The sequence below is a fragment of the Dyella sp. RRB7 genome, from assembly GCF_022761115.1.
Taxonomy (GTDB): Bacteria; Pseudomonadota; Gammaproteobacteria; order Xanthomonadales; family Rhodanobacteraceae; genus Dyella.
The window spans coordinates 216,894-232,926 of sequence record NZ_JAKWJS010000005.1 but is presented as its reverse complement, the minus strand read 5'-3'; the positions used below and the strand labels follow the sequence as shown (position 1 = coordinate 232,926).

The following is a 16,033-nucleotide window of genomic DNA, read 5'->3' as shown; positions in this document are numbered from 1 at the left end:
TCTTTTTTGGCCTAAGACCAGAGTGAGGAACGCGATGTCGAGCAAGCTGGAAGCGCTGCAGCGCTGGGTTGACGAAGTGGCGGCCCTGACCCGCCCTGCGCAGATCCATTGGTGCAATGGCTCGGATGCCGAATACCGGCAGCTGGTGCAGCAGATGCTGCAGACCGGCGACCTGATCGAGCTGAACCAGCAGACCCATCCGGGCTGCTACCTGCACCGCTCGAACCCCTCCGACGTGGCCCGCGTCGAGCACCTCACCTTTGTCTGCACCCGGGACGAGGAAGCTGCCGGCCCCAATAATCACTGGATGGCGCCGGCCGACGCGCACGCCAAGATGGATGCGCTGTTCGACGGCTGCATGGAAGGCCGCACCATGTACGTGATCCCCTACTGCATGGGGCCGATCGACTCGCCGCTGGCCCGCTGTGGCGTGGAGATCACCGACAGCCCGTACGTGGTGATCAACATGCGCACCATGACCCGCATGGGCGCCGCCGCGCTGGCCCGTATCGAGCGCGAAGGCAGCTTCGTGAAGGGCCTGCACTCCACCGGCGAGCTGGACCCGGAGCGCCGCTTCATCATGCACTTCCCCGAAGAGCTGACCATCAAGTCGTATGGCTCCGGCTACGGCGGCAACGCGCTACTGGGCAAGAAGTGCCATGCGCTGCGTATCGCCAGCTACCAGGCCCAGTCCGAAGGCTGGCTGGCCGAGCACATGCTGATCGTGGGCATCGAGAATCCCCGGGGCGAAACGCATTACATCGCCGCCGCGTTCCCATCGGCCTGCGGCAAGACCAACCTGGCCATGCTGATTCCGCCGGAGGGCTACCGCAAGGACGGCTGGAAGGTGTGGACCGTGGGCGACGACATCTGCTGGATGCGCCCCGGCGCGGACGGCCGCCTCTACGCGATCAATCCGGAAGCCGGTTTCTTCGGCGTGGCGCCGGGCACCAGCGAAGCGACCAATCCGAACGCGCTTTCCAGCATCGCGCGCGACACCATTTTCACCAACGTCGCCGTCACGGCCGACAACCAGCCCTGGTGGGAAGGCCTGCCAGGGTCGCCCGTCACCGACTGGCAGGGCCGTCCGTATGACCCCGCCAACGGTCCGGCGGCCCATCCGAACTCCCGCTTCACCGTCAGCGCCAGCCAGTGCCCGACCTGGTCGCCGCATGCCGAGGACGCCCAGGGCGTGCCGATCAGCGCCATCGTGTTCGGCGGCCGTCGCCCCTCGCTGATCCCGCTGGTGTTCGAGGCGCGCGACTGGGCGCACGGCGTGCTGGTGGGTGCCGCCATGGGTTCGGAAACCACCGCCGCCGCCACCGGCGCAGTGGGCGTGCTGCGCCGCGATTCGATGGCGATGAAGCCGTTCGCCGGCTACCACTATGGCGACTATTTCCGTCACTGGCTATCGTTTGACCGGCCGGGCGCGAAACTGCCGAAGATCTTCCACGTCAACTGGTTCCGCAAGGGCGAGGATGGCCGCTTCCTGTGGCCGGGCTACGGCGACAACCTGCGCGTGCTGGAATGGATGATCGATCGCGTCGAAGGCCGCGCCAGCGGCACCGAGACGCCGATCGGCACAGTGCCCGCCAAGGGCGAACTCAAGCTCGACGAGCTGGCCCTCGACCCACGCACGGTCGACACCCTGCTGCATGTCGACCACGCTGGCTGGACGGCCGAACTGGCCGATATCGGCGATTACCTGCACAGCTTCGGCGCCCGCATGCCGCAGCAGTTGCATGCCGAACAGCAGCGCGTCGCCAAGGCGCTGGATCAAGCCGCGGCGCCCCCGCGCACCGCCGTCGCCTCCTGAGTCACCCCGTTCTGCCGGCCGTCATGCGGCCGGCAGAACGGGCTTCGCCTCCCCCCTCGTTAAACCTTGCCACGCACCGGCGCATCCAAGCTGGCAAGATGATTGCCGCCTGCCCCGCCAACGGAAGCCCCATGCCGCCTGCGCCTGCCGCGGACTCCACCGACACGGACGACGTCCGCGCGGCCGCTGCGGGTGATCGACAGGCGTTCCAGCGGCTTTATCGACTGCATGTGGACCGCATCTATGGCGCGGTCTACCGGCTCGCCGGCTACGATCACGCCCGCGCGGAAGATCTCACCCAGGACGCGTTCGTGCGCGCCTGGCAGAAGCTGGCCGGCTTTCGCCATGAAAGCGCGTTCAGCACCTGGCTGTACCGGCTCGCCGTGAATGTCGCGCTGATGGATATCCGGTCGCGTGGCGCCGACCCGGTCACGATGATGGACGAGGACACTATTCCGGATCATGGTGAAACACCGTTCTGCGCCGCTGAGCGCGAGGAACTGGAACGCGCCATCGGCAAGCTGCCGCCCCGTGCGCGCGCCGTACTGGTGTTGCATGACATCGAAGGCTGGCGGCACGAGGAAATCGGCGCCGAGCTGGGTATGGCAGTGGGATCGTCCAAGGCACAACTGCACCGTGCGCGCGGCCTGCTGCGAAAAGTATTGGGAGAACGCTCATGAACGAATTCGAATGGCTCCGCCAGACCCGCGCCCTGCGCGAACCGGTGACGCCGCGCCGCGACCTGTGGCCCGCGCTGGATACCGCGCTGGATGCGGCCGATGCCGCCATGCCGATCGCGGACAAGCCATCGCGCCGTCGCCAGGGCTGGCTGCTGGCCGCCAGCGTGGCTGGCCTGGCCCTGTTTGCCGGCAGCGTCGTCGTGCACCTGCGTGAGCAGCCCGCCAGCGTCAGCGCCGCCCAAGCCACGCCGGACGCGGCACGCTGGCGCCCCACCGATCCGCGCCTTGCCGGTGCCGCGGTGGAACTCGATGCCGCCAGCATGGAACTGCGTCAGGCCATCGAGCAGGCCCCCGATTCCCCCGCGCTGCAGCGCCTGCTATATCGCACCCAAAAACAGCAATCGCAACTGCGTCAGATGGAACACCAGGCTGGTTGAGTCCAGCGGAGCCTTCAGCATGAAAACCGTACGCATCCTCCCACTCCTGCTCAGCCTGTCGATCGGCCAAGCCCTGGCCGATACGCCCATCAATCTCACGCACGACGCCACGCCCAACGTGCACGTCAGCATCAGCAACGTCAAAGGCGCCGTCACCATCACCGCGTGGGATCGCAACCAGGTGCAGGTGGGCGGCCGTCTCGGCGATGGCGCCAAGCCGCTCGCCATCGAGGGCAGCAACGGCGACATGACCATCAAGGTGCAATCGCAGGGCAAGTCGGGCTGGTTCAACTGGAACAGCGACACCTCGATGGGTGCTACCACGCTGGATATCCGCGTGCCCAAGGGGGCCTCGCTGGATGTCGACGTGGTCAGCGCGCCGCTGAGCATCGATGGCATCGACGGCGGCAAGATCAGCGTGAACACGGTCAGCGGCAAGGCCCGCGTGAACGCCCGCACGCCGATCGCCGACGTGGACAGCGTCAGCGGCAGCATCGAGCTGGCCGGCAGCGCGGGCAAGGTATCGCTGCAGACGGTCAGCGGTGACATCCTTGCGCCCAACATCGGCGCTGAAGCCGAACTGCAGACGGTATCCGGGCGCATCCGCGTCGGTGGCGGGCCCTGGCGCAAGCTCAACCTCAGCACGGTTTCCGGTGACGTGCAGTTGGCCGGCGGCCTCGCCCCGGGCGGCACCTTCGATGTCGACAGCATGAGTGGCGACGTGCAGCTGCAGATTCCCGCCAGCACCTCGGCCACCATCCACGCCAACACCTTCAGCGGCGACCTGCGCAGCGATTTCGGCACGGTCAAGAAGGTGGAACATGGCCCCGGCAGCGAGCTTCAGGCCACCGTGGGCGGCGGCAACGGCAAGATCAGCGTCGAGACCTTCAGCGGCGACCTGCGCATTCGCCAGCAGGACTGATCGTCACGCGCCAAACAAAAAACGCCGGGCTCTCATGCCCGGCGTTTTTTTGACGCCCGCCCCTGTGGATGCGGGCTCAAAGATCCTGGTGATATTGCACGTAAGGTGTGCGCGACTGATCCGGCTCCGGGCCCATGGGCGTATTCGCGCCGCTGCCCGATGACCACAAGTTCTGCGCGCCGACGCTCAATTGACCCTGCCACGGCAAGCGCCAGGTGACACCCAGGTCGATGCTGTTCCAGTGACGATCCTGGTAGCCAACGCCCGGCACGCCGGCCTCCGGCTGCATGGTGCGACCGACGATGCTGCCGCTCAGCGGACCCCGATCGACGCCAAAGCTCAAGGCCTTCTGGTCGAGCGTGCTGATGCCAAGCAGATTGCCCGGCAACAGGCGTACGCGCCCAACGCTGGCGCCGAGATCGATACCGCTGGCGCCGTCCAGCGCCAGGCGGCCACGGGCATTGAGCTGCGTGCTGCTATCGAAACCCGGCAGCCCATTCACACCAGGCAAGGCACCTGGCAGCAAGCGCGGCAGCGTGGCGTTGCCCGGCACGCTATTGGCGCCCACGCTGAGCCCCAGGGTGTAACGGCCGCTGTTGTAGGTAGCCCCCACTTCGCTGCCGATGACACGAGGTGCCTGGTTGTTGGCCCAGTTGTGTTCGCTGACGCCGACATGTGCCTGCAGGTTCGGGCCCAGCCCATACTGGAAGTTGCTGGAGAGGACGGAGGCGGCATCCACCGCACGGAACTGCAGCGGCGCATCGGCAAGCTGCGTGGTGGTCAGCGTGTTGTTGCTCGCCTGCAAGGCCAGCCAATGACCATCGGCGCCACGCCACAGCGGAACCGCTACGCCGGGGCCGATCTGCGCCACCTGGTCAGGCGCCTGCGCCAGCAGGCGGCCCGCCACGTCGTATGGGTCGCTGGCCGCAGACTGCCCTGCCGCGATAAACGGCATCAACAGCAGTGGCAATGACAGCAACAAGCGACGCATCTACGCGAAAACCCCCGCGATACCGTTGGACGGGACAAGGAATCGCCCTCTCCCAGAGACGATCAAGCGCCACGGTATCACATTTTACTTTTTACTAACACCCAGAAGTTGCCCTTGGGTTAGGTCAAGGGCTCCCTGGAATCACGTTTTTTTGACATCAAGAAGCGTGCCAGGTTCCCCGAAAATCCATGACCTCCGCCGCGATATGTTTCCAGTCCACCGTGTAGGCGGAATCTCATCACGGTGTCGGCCAGAAACTCGCCAGCCTTGGACAGCGCCAACCACGCCAGGGTGAAACAGTCAGCGACAAAGCTGAACAGAGGCGCTATATAGTCGCCTTTGTCGACAAAGCACGGATTCGCCTGCGACTGATGACATCGGTACCTACCAGCACTATGCCCATGCCCTGGCCTGCAGACAGCAATGTCGCTGCCATGCACGCCGCCGTGGAACGACTGTTCCGCGCGGCTGATGCTGCTTGCGTGCTGGAGATTTGCGAGGCCATGTTGGCCGAACTGGGCGTACAAGGGCGCCTGCACTGGCACCTGCTCGGCGACCCTGCCCCGGCCGCAGGCACCGGCAAGCAGCTGGAACTGGCCGAGGATCCGCAAGGCCTGCGCTCGCTCGTGCTCGAACTGCCGGGCGGGGACGTCCCCGACGCGCTGCAGGATCACCTGGCCTGGCTCGGTCGCCTGGCGGCCACACGCCTGCGCCAGCTTGCCGAAACCTCGCGCCTGTACGAGGCGATCTCGCGGCTGGCCCTGGCCGAACGACTGCAGCGTGCGCTCTACGCCATCGCCGACCAGGCGGGTGCCGAGCACAACATGACCGAGATGATGCACTCGCTGCACGCCATCCTCGGCAGCCTGATGTACGCGGAGAATTTCTATATCGCGCTGTACGACGCGGCCACCGACACAGTGCGCTTCCCGTACTACGTCGACACCATGGACAAGGAGCCGCCCGCGCACGACGAGGCGGTGCCGCTGCAGGATATGCGCCACAGCCTCACCTGGAACCTGTTGCAGTGCGGCCAGGCCATCATGGGCTCGGTGGCCGAGCTGACCGAGCAGTTCAAGGGCCGCTTCGTGCTGCTGGGACCGGTGTGCGAGCACTGGCTGGGCGTGCCGCTGCTGCGCGACGGGCGCGTGGTGGGCGGTATCGTGATGCAGAGCTATCGCGAGGACACCCACTACACCCAGCACGACCGCGAGCTGCTCAGCTACGTGGCCAAGCATGTGCAGACCGCGCTGGAACGACGCGAAGCGCATGAGGAACTGGAACGCCGCGTGTCCAGCCGCACGGCGGCGTTGCGCGAGGCCAATCGCGTGCTGCGCCAGCAGGTCTTGCAGCGCCAGCGCGGCGAACGCCTGCAGGCGGCGCTGTTCCGCATCGCCGAGCTGGCCAACGCTTCCGAGAGCCTGGACAACTTCTACGCCGCCGTGCACCGCGTGATCGGCGGGCTGCTGTACGCGCGCAATTTCTACATCGCGCTGCTCGATGAAGAGCAGAAGACCCTGAGCTTCCCCTACTCCGTCGACGAGTTCGACACCGTGCGCCTGCCGCGCGCGCATGGCCGGGGCGTCACCGAATACGTGTTGCGCCATGGCAAGCCGCTGCTGGCCGACCCGGAGGAATTCGAACGCCTGCAACGCCTGGGCGAGCTGACCCATCGCGGCTCGCGCTCGGTGTGCTGGCTGGGCGTGCCGCTGATCTGGGGCGATCGCGCCATGGGCGTGCTGGCGGTGCAGAGCTACTCGCCCGAGCACACCTACGACGTGCGCGACCAGGAGCTGCTGACCTTCGTCGGCTACCACGTGGCCAATGCGCTGCAGCGCAAGCACACCACCGAATCGCTGAAGCAGGCCTATGCCAGCCTGGAGCGCCGCGTCACCGAACGCACGCGCGCGCTGGCGCTGGCCAACCGCGACCTGCGCGAGCAGATCGCCGAGCGCGAGCGCGTCGAGCGCCGCCTGAAGTACGAGACCCTGCACGACTCGCTGACCGGCCTGCCCAATCGCACCCTGCTGCTGCAACGCATGGAGCAGGCCCTGCAGCGCTATCACAGCGACACGCAGGAACTGTTCGCGGTGCTGTTCATCGACCTGGACCGCTTCAAGGTCATCAACGACTCGGTCGGCCATCTGGTCGGCGATGATCTGTTGTTCCAGGTGGGCGGCCGCATCCGCGCCTGCCTGAAGACGCGCGACGTGGTGGCGCGCCTGGGCGGCGACGAGTTCGCGGTGCTGGCCGAGGGCATCACCGACCCGAAGATGGCCCTGCTGATCGCCGAGCGCATCATCGACGAACTGCAGACGCCGTTCCGGCTCGGCGCGAAGGAAATCTTCACCTCCGCTTCCATCGGCATCGCCTTGCCCAGCCCGCACTACCAGCGGCCGGAGGAACTGCTGCGCGACGCCGACGCGGCGATGTATCGCGCCAAGGACGAAGGCCGCCATCGCGCCGCCATATTCGACGATCGCCTGCGCCGCGAGGCGCTATCCCTGCTGGAAATGGAAGGCGATCTGCGCCGCGCGCTCAGCCGCAACGAATTCGTGCCGTTCTACCAGCCCATCGTGATGCTGCAGAGCGGCCGCACGGTGGGCTACGAGGCATTGCTGCGCTGGCGCCATCCCGATCGCGGCCTGCTCACGCCGGCCGACTTTCTCGCGGTGGCCGAGGAAAGCGGCTGCGCGGAAAGCATCGACTGGCAGATTTTCGAGCAGGTCTGCGCGCAGGCCGAGGCGCTGGCCGGCAACGAGGGTTTTGTCAGCATCAACGTCTCCGGGCGGCATTTCCGCTCGGCCGACCTGGACACCCGCCTGCTCGAACTGATCCAGGCGCACCACCTGCCGCCGCGCTGCCTGCGCATCGAGGTGACCGAACGCGCGCTGCTGGAAAACGCCGTGCAGGTGAAGCGCATGCTGGACAACCTGCGCTCGCATGGCGTGAGCATCGCGCTGGACGACTTCGGCACCGGCTATTCCTCGCTGAGCTACCTGCACCAGTACCCGATCGAAACCTTGAAGATCGATCGCTCCTTCATCGTGGAATTGCCGCGCGAGGGCGGCCACGGCACCGCCGTGGTGCGTGCGATCCAGGCGCTGGCCAACTCCCTGCAGATGCAGGTGATCGCCGAGGGCATCGAGGACGAGGAACAGCGCGAGGCGCTGCTGCGCATCGGCTGCCGCTACGGCCAGGGTTTCCTGTTCGCCACGCCGAAGATGGCCGAGGTATGGCTGCAGCGCGAACACAATTTCGCGCTGCCCTGAGACGATGCGGCCCGCGCAAGGCGGGCCGCATGCCGACATCCATGACTGCCGTTATTGCGCCGTGGTCGGCGCGGTCGCCGCGGGACTCACGCTGAGCAAATGCTCGGCATCGACACGATCGAAGGTATAGCGCTGGGCGCAGAACTCGCAGATCACCTCGATCTCGCCATCGCGTGCCTCCAGCGCCGCCTCCACCTCGTCGCGGCCCAGCGAACGCAGCACCGACTCCACCCGCTCGCGCGTGCAACTGCAGCCGAAAGCCAGCGGACGCGGCTCGAACAGGCGCACCGACTCCTCGTGATAGAGGCGATAGAGCAATTGCTCCGGCGGCGTGCTCAGCAGTTCCTCGTCGCCTAGCGTGGCAGTGAGGTGCTGGATGCGCGTCCAGGCGTCCTCGTCCTCCGCCGCATCGAAGCCGCCTTCGTCCGGCAGCTTCTGCAACATCAGCCCCACCGCGTGCTCGCCGTCGGCGGCCAGCACGATGCGCGCCGGCAGCTGTTCGGACTGGCTGAAATAGTTCTCCAGCGCGGGCGCCAGCGCCGGATGCTGCAGGTCGACCAGGCCCTGGTAGCGCTGGCCGCGCTCGGCATGGCCGATGGTGATGGCCATGATGGCGCTGGGCAGGGTGGCCAGGTCCAGCGGCTCGGGCAGCGGGTCGCTCCAGCGCGCCAGACCGCGCAGGCGGCCTTGCTCGGTGCATTCGGCAAACAGCAGGCGCAACGGACCGCTGCTCTTCAACTCCACCGACAGCGCACCTTCGAACTTGATGTTGCCGGTCAGCAGCGCGCTGGCGGCCAGGGTCTGGCCCAGCACGGAACGCAGCGCGGCAGGATAGGCCGAGCGGCCGGCCACTTCGCGCCAGGCCGGCCCCAGCCGCACCAGTACGCCGCGCACGCCGGCACGTTCAAGCATGAAGCGATGCAGCACATCTTCGACAAGCACGGTTTCCACAGCCATGGACCTCTCAAGAGCAATCCCACCATATGGGGTCGCCCGTGCCGGGGCTCAACGACCACCGGCCAGGCATGGAGCGAGGCCCTTATACTGCCGCCGCCCCTGTCTTCGCGCCGCCAATGACCCTACGACGCCCGCCGCTCTCCCGCCTGCTTCGCCTGCTGGCCCTGCTCACGGTGTCCTGGCTGGCCCTGAGCTGGCTGGCGGTGCTGGTACTGCGCTTCGTGCCGCCGTGGACATCGGCGGTGATGATGGAGCGCCGCGCCAGCGCGCTGATCCATGGCGAGCAGGATTTCCACCTGCAGCATCGCTGGGTGCCCTGGAACCAGGTGTCGCCCTATGTCCCGCTGGCGATGGTGGCGGGCGAGGACCAGAAGTTTCCGTTCCACCATGGCTTCGACTTCGACTCGATCCAGCACGCCATGGATGCCGCCGACGAGGGCCGCCGCCTGCGCGGCGCCAGCACGATCAGCCAGCAGACTGCCAAGAACCTGTTCCTGTGGAATGGCCGCAGCTTCGTGCGCAAGGGGCTGGAGGCGTACTTTACGGTGCTGATCGAGCTGACCTGGCCCAAGCAGCGCATTCTCGAGGTCTACATGAACATCGCCGAGCTGGGCGATGGCATCTACGGGGTGGGTGCGGCCAGCGATGCGTTCTTCCATCAACCGCCGTCCCAGTTGAGCCCGGCGCAGGCGGCGCGGCTGGCGGCGGTGCTGCCGAACCCTCGCCGGTTCCATGCCGACCACCCCACCGCCTATGTGCAGGGCCGCGCCAACTGGATCCAGCAACAGATGGCCCAGCTCGGTGGCCCCGGCTACCTGCGCAGCCAGCCGCCGCCGCGCGAGACCCGACGCCGCTGACGCTCGCCGCAGGATGGCTGGTGCACTAGCATGCGGCGACTTCCCGTGGAACGCCTGCATCACTCATGCCCAGCCTCACCGTCGTCGTACCCGCCTACAACGAAGCTGCCGTGCTGGAGACATTCCACGACCGGCTCGGCCGCGTGCTCGACGAGCTGCCGCTGGACGGTAACGTGCTGTACGTGGACGACGGCAGCAGCGATGCCACCTGGCCGATCATCGAAGGGCTGATGGCCCGCGACGCGCGTACCGGCGCGATCCGGCTGTCACGCAACTTCGGCAAGGAGGCCGCGCTGACGGCGGGCCTCGATCATGTCGATGCCGACGCTGCCGTGGTCATCGATGCCGACCTGCAGGACCCGCCTGAGCTGATTCCCTCGCTGGTGGAACAGTGGCGCGCGGGCTTCGACGTGGTCTATGCCACGCGCACGGCGCGCGCGGGCGAAACGGGTTTCAAGCGCCTCACCGCCGCCCTGTTCTACCGCAGCATGGAGCGCTTGTCGGACACTCGCGTACCCCGCGACACCGGCGATTTCCGCCTGCTCTCGCGCCGCGCGCTGGAGGCGCTGCGCCAGCTGCGCGAACGCCAGCGTTTCATGAAGGGGCTGTTCACCTGGATCGGCTACCGGCAGACCGCGGTGTACTACCTGCGCGAACCGCGCCAGGCCGGCAACACCAAGTGGAACTACTGGCGACTGCTGAACCTGGCCATCGAGGGCATCACCTCGTTTTCCACCGTGCCGCTGCGGCTGGCCACCTGGGTCGGCGTGCTGTCGTCGCTGCTCGCCTTCCTGTATGGGCTGTGGGTGTTCGGCAAGGCCATGCTGCTGGGCGACCCGGTGCATGGCTACCCTTCGCTGATGGTGGTGATCCTGTTCCTGGGGGGCGTGCAACTGCTGGCGCTGGGCGTCATCGGCGAATACCTGGGCCGCAACTACGCGGAGAGCAAACAGCGACCGTTGTATTTCATCGACCAGGAGCACCCGCCCCGGGTGCGACCCGAGCGCGGCCACCGGTGACGGCGGCCGGGTCACACCAGCAGTCTGTGCTTCACATCCCCCCAACACCACGGCGCAGCGGCGGCGCTAGACTGATCCCATGCGGCCCCGTCTGCGGCCACGTGGGAGGTTCAAGCATGCGCCAGGTCAAGCATTTGCTGGAAGGCAAGGGCAGCGACATCTACAGCATCGCACCGGACGCGCCCGTACTCGAAGCGATCAAGCACATGGCGGAGCGCCGCGTCGGCGCGCTGCTGGTGATGCGTGGCGAGCGGCTGGTGGGCATCCTTTCCGAGCGTGACTACGCCCGCAAGGTGATCCTGCAGGGCCGCTCCTCCGCGCAAACCCCCGTCTCGGAAATCATGAGCAGCCCGCCGCTCACGGTCGGGCCGGATACCGACGTGTTCGACTGCATGCGTCTTTGCACCGACAGCCGCATCCGCCACCTGCCGGTGGTCCGCGGCGAGCAGGTGATCGGCGTCATCTCGATCGGCGACCTGGTCAAGGAAGTCATCGACGCCCAGGCCGAACAGATCGAACAGCTGCAGCGCTATATCACGAGCTGATCGAAGGCCGCGCGGCCGGCGCCGCCACCTTGCCTGCCGATTCGACCTGCTGCTCCGGCAGCAGGTCGGGCGAACGGCCGGCGCGTGCGGCCACCCAGGTGGCTAGCACCGATATGCCCGCGCCAATCGCCGCCATGCCGCCGACAGCCACGCCGAACTTGCCAAGCAGCGTGACGCCGCTGGTGACCACGACATCGCCGAAGCGCCAGATCGCCGTCTCCACAAAGTTCTTGCCCTTGTAGCGCGTCTCGCGCGGCACGCGCGTATACAGCGCATCCGCTGCGGGCTTGGTCATGCCATAGGCAAAACCACGCGTGCCGATCATCATCACTGACAGCATGGGCACGGCAAACCCGAGCACGGCGATATGACCGATGCCCAGCACTGCCACCAGCACCAGCAACACCAGGTTGACCAGCGATGGCACCACCAGTCCCCACCCCGCGCCCTTGCGCATCAGCAGCCAGCGCGTCAACGTGAGTTGCAGCGCCGCGCCGAGGATGTTGGTGGCCAAGTCCAGGTCGTTGTAGAACGAGGTGCGGGCGATCTTGTCCGGCAGGTGCAACTTCGCGTAATCGGCGATCAGTGCGTAGGCCAGCGTGCCAATGCCGTCGCCCAGCACTATCAGGATCGCCATGTAGCGCAGGAACGGGCGCGTCCACAGTTCCTTGATGCCCGCCCACAGCGAGCCGCCGATCACCTCGTCGCGATGCCATGGCTCACGGCAATCATGGTTCGTGGACAGCGTGAACAGCAACGCGAGCGCCACCCCAAGAGCGACCGCCGATACCATCAGCAACGGGGCCACGCCAATGATCTGCACCAGCAGCTTGGTCACCAGCGGCCCGAAGACGGCGCCAGCCATGCCGCCCAGCGCGATCAGCGGAAACACCTTGCGCGCCTGCACGCTGTGGAAGATGTCCGCCATGAAGCTCCAGAACAGCGACACCACGAACAGGTTGAACACGCTGGCCCAGACGAAGAACACCACGCCCAGTTGCCGCGCGCCGATGCGGTCCTGCGCCAGGAAGGCGGGCACGAAAGCGAGCAGGCCGACGATGAAGAAGCTGTAGCTCCAGCCGAGCAGACGCTTGCGCGGGAAATGCGCGACCAGCGCGCCGAACACGGGGGTCAGCAACAACATCACGAGGAACGTACTGCCGTAGAACAGCGGCAGGGACTGCGAGCCGACCGCACCGCTGAGCTGATCCCGCACGGGTCGAATGATGTAGTAGGCCGTCATCACGAAGAAGAAGGCCACCGCCGACAGGGTCGAGGCGAGGCCTTCGTTCGCTGCGGCGGGTCGGGAGGCGTTCACCGGCATTTCCAGCATGGGTCCGGAACAGACTAGCATGCGGCGATGACGGTCCAGGACAAGGGAAAGCGTGTGAGCTACGACTTCATCATCGTTGGCGCCGGCTCGGCCGGCTGTGTGCTGGCCAATCGCCTGAGCGCCGATGCCGGCAAGCGCGTGCTGCTGCTGGAAGCGGGCCCGCGTGACTGGAACCCGCTGATCCACATGCCCGCCGGCATCGCGCGGCTGGCCAACAACCGCCGGCTCAACTGGAACTACCGCACCGAGCCGGAGCCGCAACTGCTCGGCCGCACGTTGTGGTGGCCTCGCGGCAAGACATTGGGCGGTTCCAGTTCGATCAACGCCATGTGCTATGTGCGCGGCGTGCCCGGCGATTACGACGGCTGGGCCCGCGCCACCGGCGATGCGCGCTGGTCGTGGTCGCAGGTGCTGCCCTGGTTTCTGCGCAGCGAGGACAACAGTCGCGGCGCCAGCGACCTGCACGGCGTGGGTGGCCCGCTGGGGGTGAGCGACCTGCGCTATCACAACGAGTTGTCGACGGTGTTCGTCGACGCGGCAGCGAGCGCGGGTTTTGCGCGCAACGACGATTTCAACGGTCCTCGGCAGGACGGCTTCGGCCTCTACCAGGTCACCCAGCGCGATGGCTCACGCTGCTCCACGGCCGTCGCCTATCTGCAGCCCGCGCGCCAGCGGCCGAATCTGGAGGTGCGCACCGGGGCCGCCGTGGCGCGCGTGGTCATTCGCCAGGGGCGTGCGGTGGGCGTGCAGTTGCAGGGCGGCACGGACGTGCTGGAGGCCGCTGAGGTGATCCTGGCGGGCGGCGCGATCAATACCCCCCAGTTGCTGATGCTGTCTGGCATCGGACCGGCCGACCATCTGCGCGAACACGGCATCGCGGTGGCGGCCGACCTGCCAGAGGTGGGTGGCAACCTGCAGGATCATCTGGACATCTGCACGCTCGACGGCAGCACCCGGAAGATCACCTACGACCATCTCAACGAGCTGGCCGCCGGCTGGCGCTTTCTGCGCCATCGCGAGGGGCCGGGCACCTCCAACGTGGCCGAGGCGGGCGGCTTCGTGCGCAGCCGGCTGGCCACCGACGAACGCTGCGACCTGCAATTCCATTTCGTGCCGGCATTGCTGGATGATCATGGCCGCCATCGCCTGCCGGGCTATGGCTACACCGTGCACGCGTGTTATCTGCATCCCCGCAGTCGCGGCCGGCTGCGCCTGCGCTCGGCGAACCCTGCGCAACCCATCGCCATCCACGCCAACTACCTCAGCGACCCGGAGGGCCACGACCTGCAGCGCATGATCGAAGGCGCACGGCTGTCGCGTGAGATTTTCTCGCAAGCGGCCTTCGCGCCTTATCGCGGCGCGCCGGTGTTTCCCGAGCATGCATTGAACAGCGATGCCGAGTATGCGGATTTCATCCGCCGCAAGGCCGAAACCATCTATCACCCGGTGGGCACCTGCCGCATGGGCAACGACAGTGGCGCGCCACTGGATAGCGAGCTGCGCGTGCGTGGCATCGATGGCCTGCGCGTGGTCGACGCCTCGGTGATGCCCAGCCTGCCCAGCGGCAATACCAATGCGCCGGTGATCATGATCGCCGAGCGGGCCAGCGCGCTGATCCTTAACGATAATTAGACGATTCCGGCGGGCGAAAGCCTGGCCGGACGAACCACACCACCGAACTTCCGCAAGAGCGACTTTCGGCAAAAGCTGAGGTACTCTCGCCGACGCGCCATGGAAGGACCCCACCCGCAACCACGTGGCCCGGCCACCCCCGGTGCTGTCCTTGTTCCATCGGTGCCGACTGGCGCCACCAACGCGTCCGAGCAACATGACGTTTCGCACGATTTCACTGGTGATTGCCGCGGCACTGGGTTGCTCCAGCGTCCCGCTCACCGCCCGCGCCGCCACGCCGCCGTCCGCCCCTGCCACGCCGACGCAAGCGCTGCCACCCGATCGCGTCAAGGAGACCCTGGCCGCCTATCAGCAATGGCTGGACAAGCTCGATCAGCGCAATGCGGTGGCAGGCCTGGCGACCGCGGTGGTCATGGACGACAAGGTCGTGTTCGAGGACACGCTTGGCTATGCCAATGCCGCCACGCGCGAGCCGGTGACGCCGGAAACCGTGTTTCGCCTGGCCTCGCTTTCCAAGGCCTTCGCCACTGCGCTGACCGGCGTGCTGGTGGACGACGGCAAACTAGATTGGGACACCAAGCTCGTCTCGGTACTGCCGTTCTTCCGGCTCAAGAGCGATAGCGCGGCCGAACAGGCCACGGTACGCGACATCCTCGGCCAGCGCCTGGGGCTGCCGAAGAACACCTACGACAGCATGCTCGAGGAAAACATTCCCTACGAGGAACTGGTGCGCAAGCTCGACGAAGTCAGCCTCACCTGCGACGTGGGCCAGTGCTATGGCTACCAGAACGTGGCCTTCAGCCTGATCGGCGACGTGGTCTACGCGCAGACCGGCCAGTTCTTTCCGCAGCAGGTCGACCAGCGCATCTTTTTACCGCTGGGCATGAAGACGGCCAGCTACGGCCGCGAAGGCCTGGAAGACAGCAAGAGCTGGGCGCGCCCGCATCGTGCCAGCGGCAGCGGCTGGATTCCCTTCGAACCGAAGGAGGCCTATTACCGCGTGGCCCCGGCGGCCGGCGTCAACGCCAGCCTGCGCGATATGGAGCAGTGGCTGGTCGCACAGATGGGCGGCCGCCCCGACGTGCTGTCCCCCAAGCTGCTGGAAACCTTGCACGCGCCGGAAGTGGCCACGCCCAACGAAGAGCGCTCCACGCCCTGGCGAAAAGCGCGCGTGAGTGACGCCTATTACGCGCTGGGCTGGCGCGTCTTCGACTACGGCGGTGAAACGCTGGTGTTCCATGCCGGTGCCGTCGAAGGCTATCGCACCATGATCGGCTTCCTGCCCAAGTACCACGTTGGCGTGGTGACGTTGTGGAACTCTGCCGGCCCGGTGCCCTCCGGCCTCCTGCCCATGGTGCTCGACAGCCTGCTGGGCCTGCCCCATGTGGACTGGGCCGGCGTCGAGAGCGATGCGCCCGCCGCCAAGACAGCCACCACGACCAAAGGCAAGGGCAAGACCCGCAACAAGACCAAGACGGCCAGCAGCAATCCGGGGGCCAACCGCTAAGCGCGTCCGACCGCGCTCGACACCGAACATGCAAAAGGCGCCGCATGAAACCATGCGGCGCCTTT

Annotated in this window: 13 protein-coding genes; 10 read left to right on the top strand and 3 right to left on the bottom strand. The window is 66.8% G+C overall.

Features of this window, described 5'->3' with window-relative positions; translation table 11 throughout:
• The first annotated feature begins 22 nt into the window (after nucleotides 1–22).
• The 4 genes from MJ606_RS13540 (at nucleotide 23) to MJ606_RS13525 (ending at nucleotide 3,855) form a co-directional block, all read left to right on the top strand.
• Entirely contained in the window at nucleotides 23–1,816 is a 1,794-nt protein-coding gene (locus MJ606_RS13540) for a phosphoenolpyruvate carboxykinase (GTP) (protein ID WP_343214821.1), read from the top strand.
• Between the two features lie 131 nt (nucleotides 1,817–1,947).
• Nucleotides 1,948–2,496, top strand: coding sequence for a sigma-70 family RNA polymerase sigma factor (locus MJ606_RS13535; RefSeq protein WP_243050056.1), 549 nt, complete (start codon nucleotides 1,948–1,950; stop codon nucleotides 2,494–2,496).
• Entirely contained in the window at nucleotides 2,493–2,933 is a 441-nt protein-coding gene (locus tag MJ606_RS13530) for a hypothetical protein (protein ID WP_243050055.1), read from the top strand. Before MJ606_RS13535 ends, MJ606_RS13530 begins: the two co-directional genes overlap by 4 nt.
• A 19-nt stretch (nucleotides 2,934–2,952) precedes the next feature.
• On the top strand, nucleotides 2,953–3,855 hold the full coding sequence (locus MJ606_RS13525) for a DUF4097 family beta strand repeat-containing protein (protein WP_243050054.1): 903 nt from the start codon (nucleotides 2,953–2,955) through the stop codon (nucleotides 3,853–3,855).
• Between the two features lie 76 nt (nucleotides 3,856–3,931).
• Here the strand turns inward: MJ606_RS13525 and MJ606_RS13520 are convergent, their stop codons facing one another.
• Nucleotides 3,932–4,846, bottom strand: a complete 915-nt coding sequence (locus tag MJ606_RS13520) for a hypothetical protein (RefSeq protein ID WP_243050053.1) — start codon at nucleotides 4,844–4,846, stop codon at nucleotides 3,932–3,934.
• Between the two features lie 371 nt (nucleotides 4,847–5,217).
• On the opposite strand from MJ606_RS13520, the gene MJ606_RS13515 reads away from it, so the two are divergent.
• On the top strand, nucleotides 5,218–8,118 hold the full coding sequence (locus tag MJ606_RS13515; protein WP_243050052.1) for an EAL domain-containing protein: 2,901 nt from the start codon (nucleotides 5,218–5,220) through the stop codon (nucleotides 8,116–8,118).
• 51 nt (nucleotides 8,119–8,169) lie between these two features.
• Here MJ606_RS13515 and MJ606_RS13510 read toward each other — a convergent pair whose 3' ends face one another.
• A complete protein-coding gene (locus tag MJ606_RS13510; protein ID WP_243050113.1) occupies nucleotides 8,170–9,069 on the bottom strand; it encodes an Hsp33 family molecular chaperone HslO in 900 nt (299 codons plus the stop codon).
• A 122-nt stretch (nucleotides 9,070–9,191) separates the two neighbouring features.
• On the opposite strand from MJ606_RS13510, the gene mtgA reads away from it, so the two are divergent.
• The 3 genes from mtgA (at nucleotide 9,192) to MJ606_RS13495 (ending at nucleotide 11,496) form a co-directional block, all read left to right on the top strand.
• Nucleotides 9,192–9,932, top strand: a complete 741-nt coding sequence (mtgA, locus tag MJ606_RS13505; RefSeq protein WP_243050051.1) for a monofunctional biosynthetic peptidoglycan transglycosylase — start codon at nucleotides 9,192–9,194, stop codon at nucleotides 9,930–9,932.
• A 65-nt stretch (nucleotides 9,933–9,997) separates the two neighbouring features.
• Complete coding sequence (locus MJ606_RS13500; protein WP_243050050.1) at nucleotides 9,998–10,951, top strand: glycosyltransferase family 2 protein; 954 nt, start codon at nucleotides 9,998–10,000, stop codon at nucleotides 10,949–10,951.
• Between the two features lie 116 nt (nucleotides 10,952–11,067).
• Complete coding sequence (locus MJ606_RS13495; RefSeq protein ID WP_243050049.1) at nucleotides 11,068–11,496, top strand: CBS domain-containing protein; 429 nt, start codon at nucleotides 11,068–11,070, stop codon at nucleotides 11,494–11,496.
• Here MJ606_RS13495 and MJ606_RS13490 read toward each other — a convergent pair.
• Nucleotides 11,486–12,814 (bottom strand): MFS transporter, encoded by a 1,329-nt coding sequence (locus MJ606_RS13490; protein WP_243050048.1) that lies wholly within the window; start codon nucleotides 12,812–12,814, stop codon nucleotides 11,486–11,488. The two genes, MJ606_RS13495 and MJ606_RS13490, sit on opposite strands and share 11 nt — an antisense overlap.
• Before the next feature lie 69 nt (nucleotides 12,815–12,883).
• Between MJ606_RS13490 and MJ606_RS13485 the strand changes: the two genes are divergently transcribed.
• Together MJ606_RS13485 and MJ606_RS13480 are read left to right on the top strand one after the other, a co-directional pair.
• On the top strand, nucleotides 12,884–14,461 hold the full coding sequence (locus MJ606_RS13485; protein WP_243050047.1) for a choline dehydrogenase: 1,578 nt from the start codon (nucleotides 12,884–12,886) through the stop codon (nucleotides 14,459–14,461).
• 196 nt (nucleotides 14,462–14,657) lie between these two features.
• Nucleotides 14,658–15,968: a serine hydrolase gene (locus MJ606_RS13480; protein ID WP_243050046.1), complete on the top strand. Its 1,311-nt coding sequence runs from the start codon at nucleotides 14,658–14,660 to the stop codon at nucleotides 15,966–15,968.
• The last annotated feature ends 65 nt before the right edge of the window (nucleotides 15,969–16,033 follow it).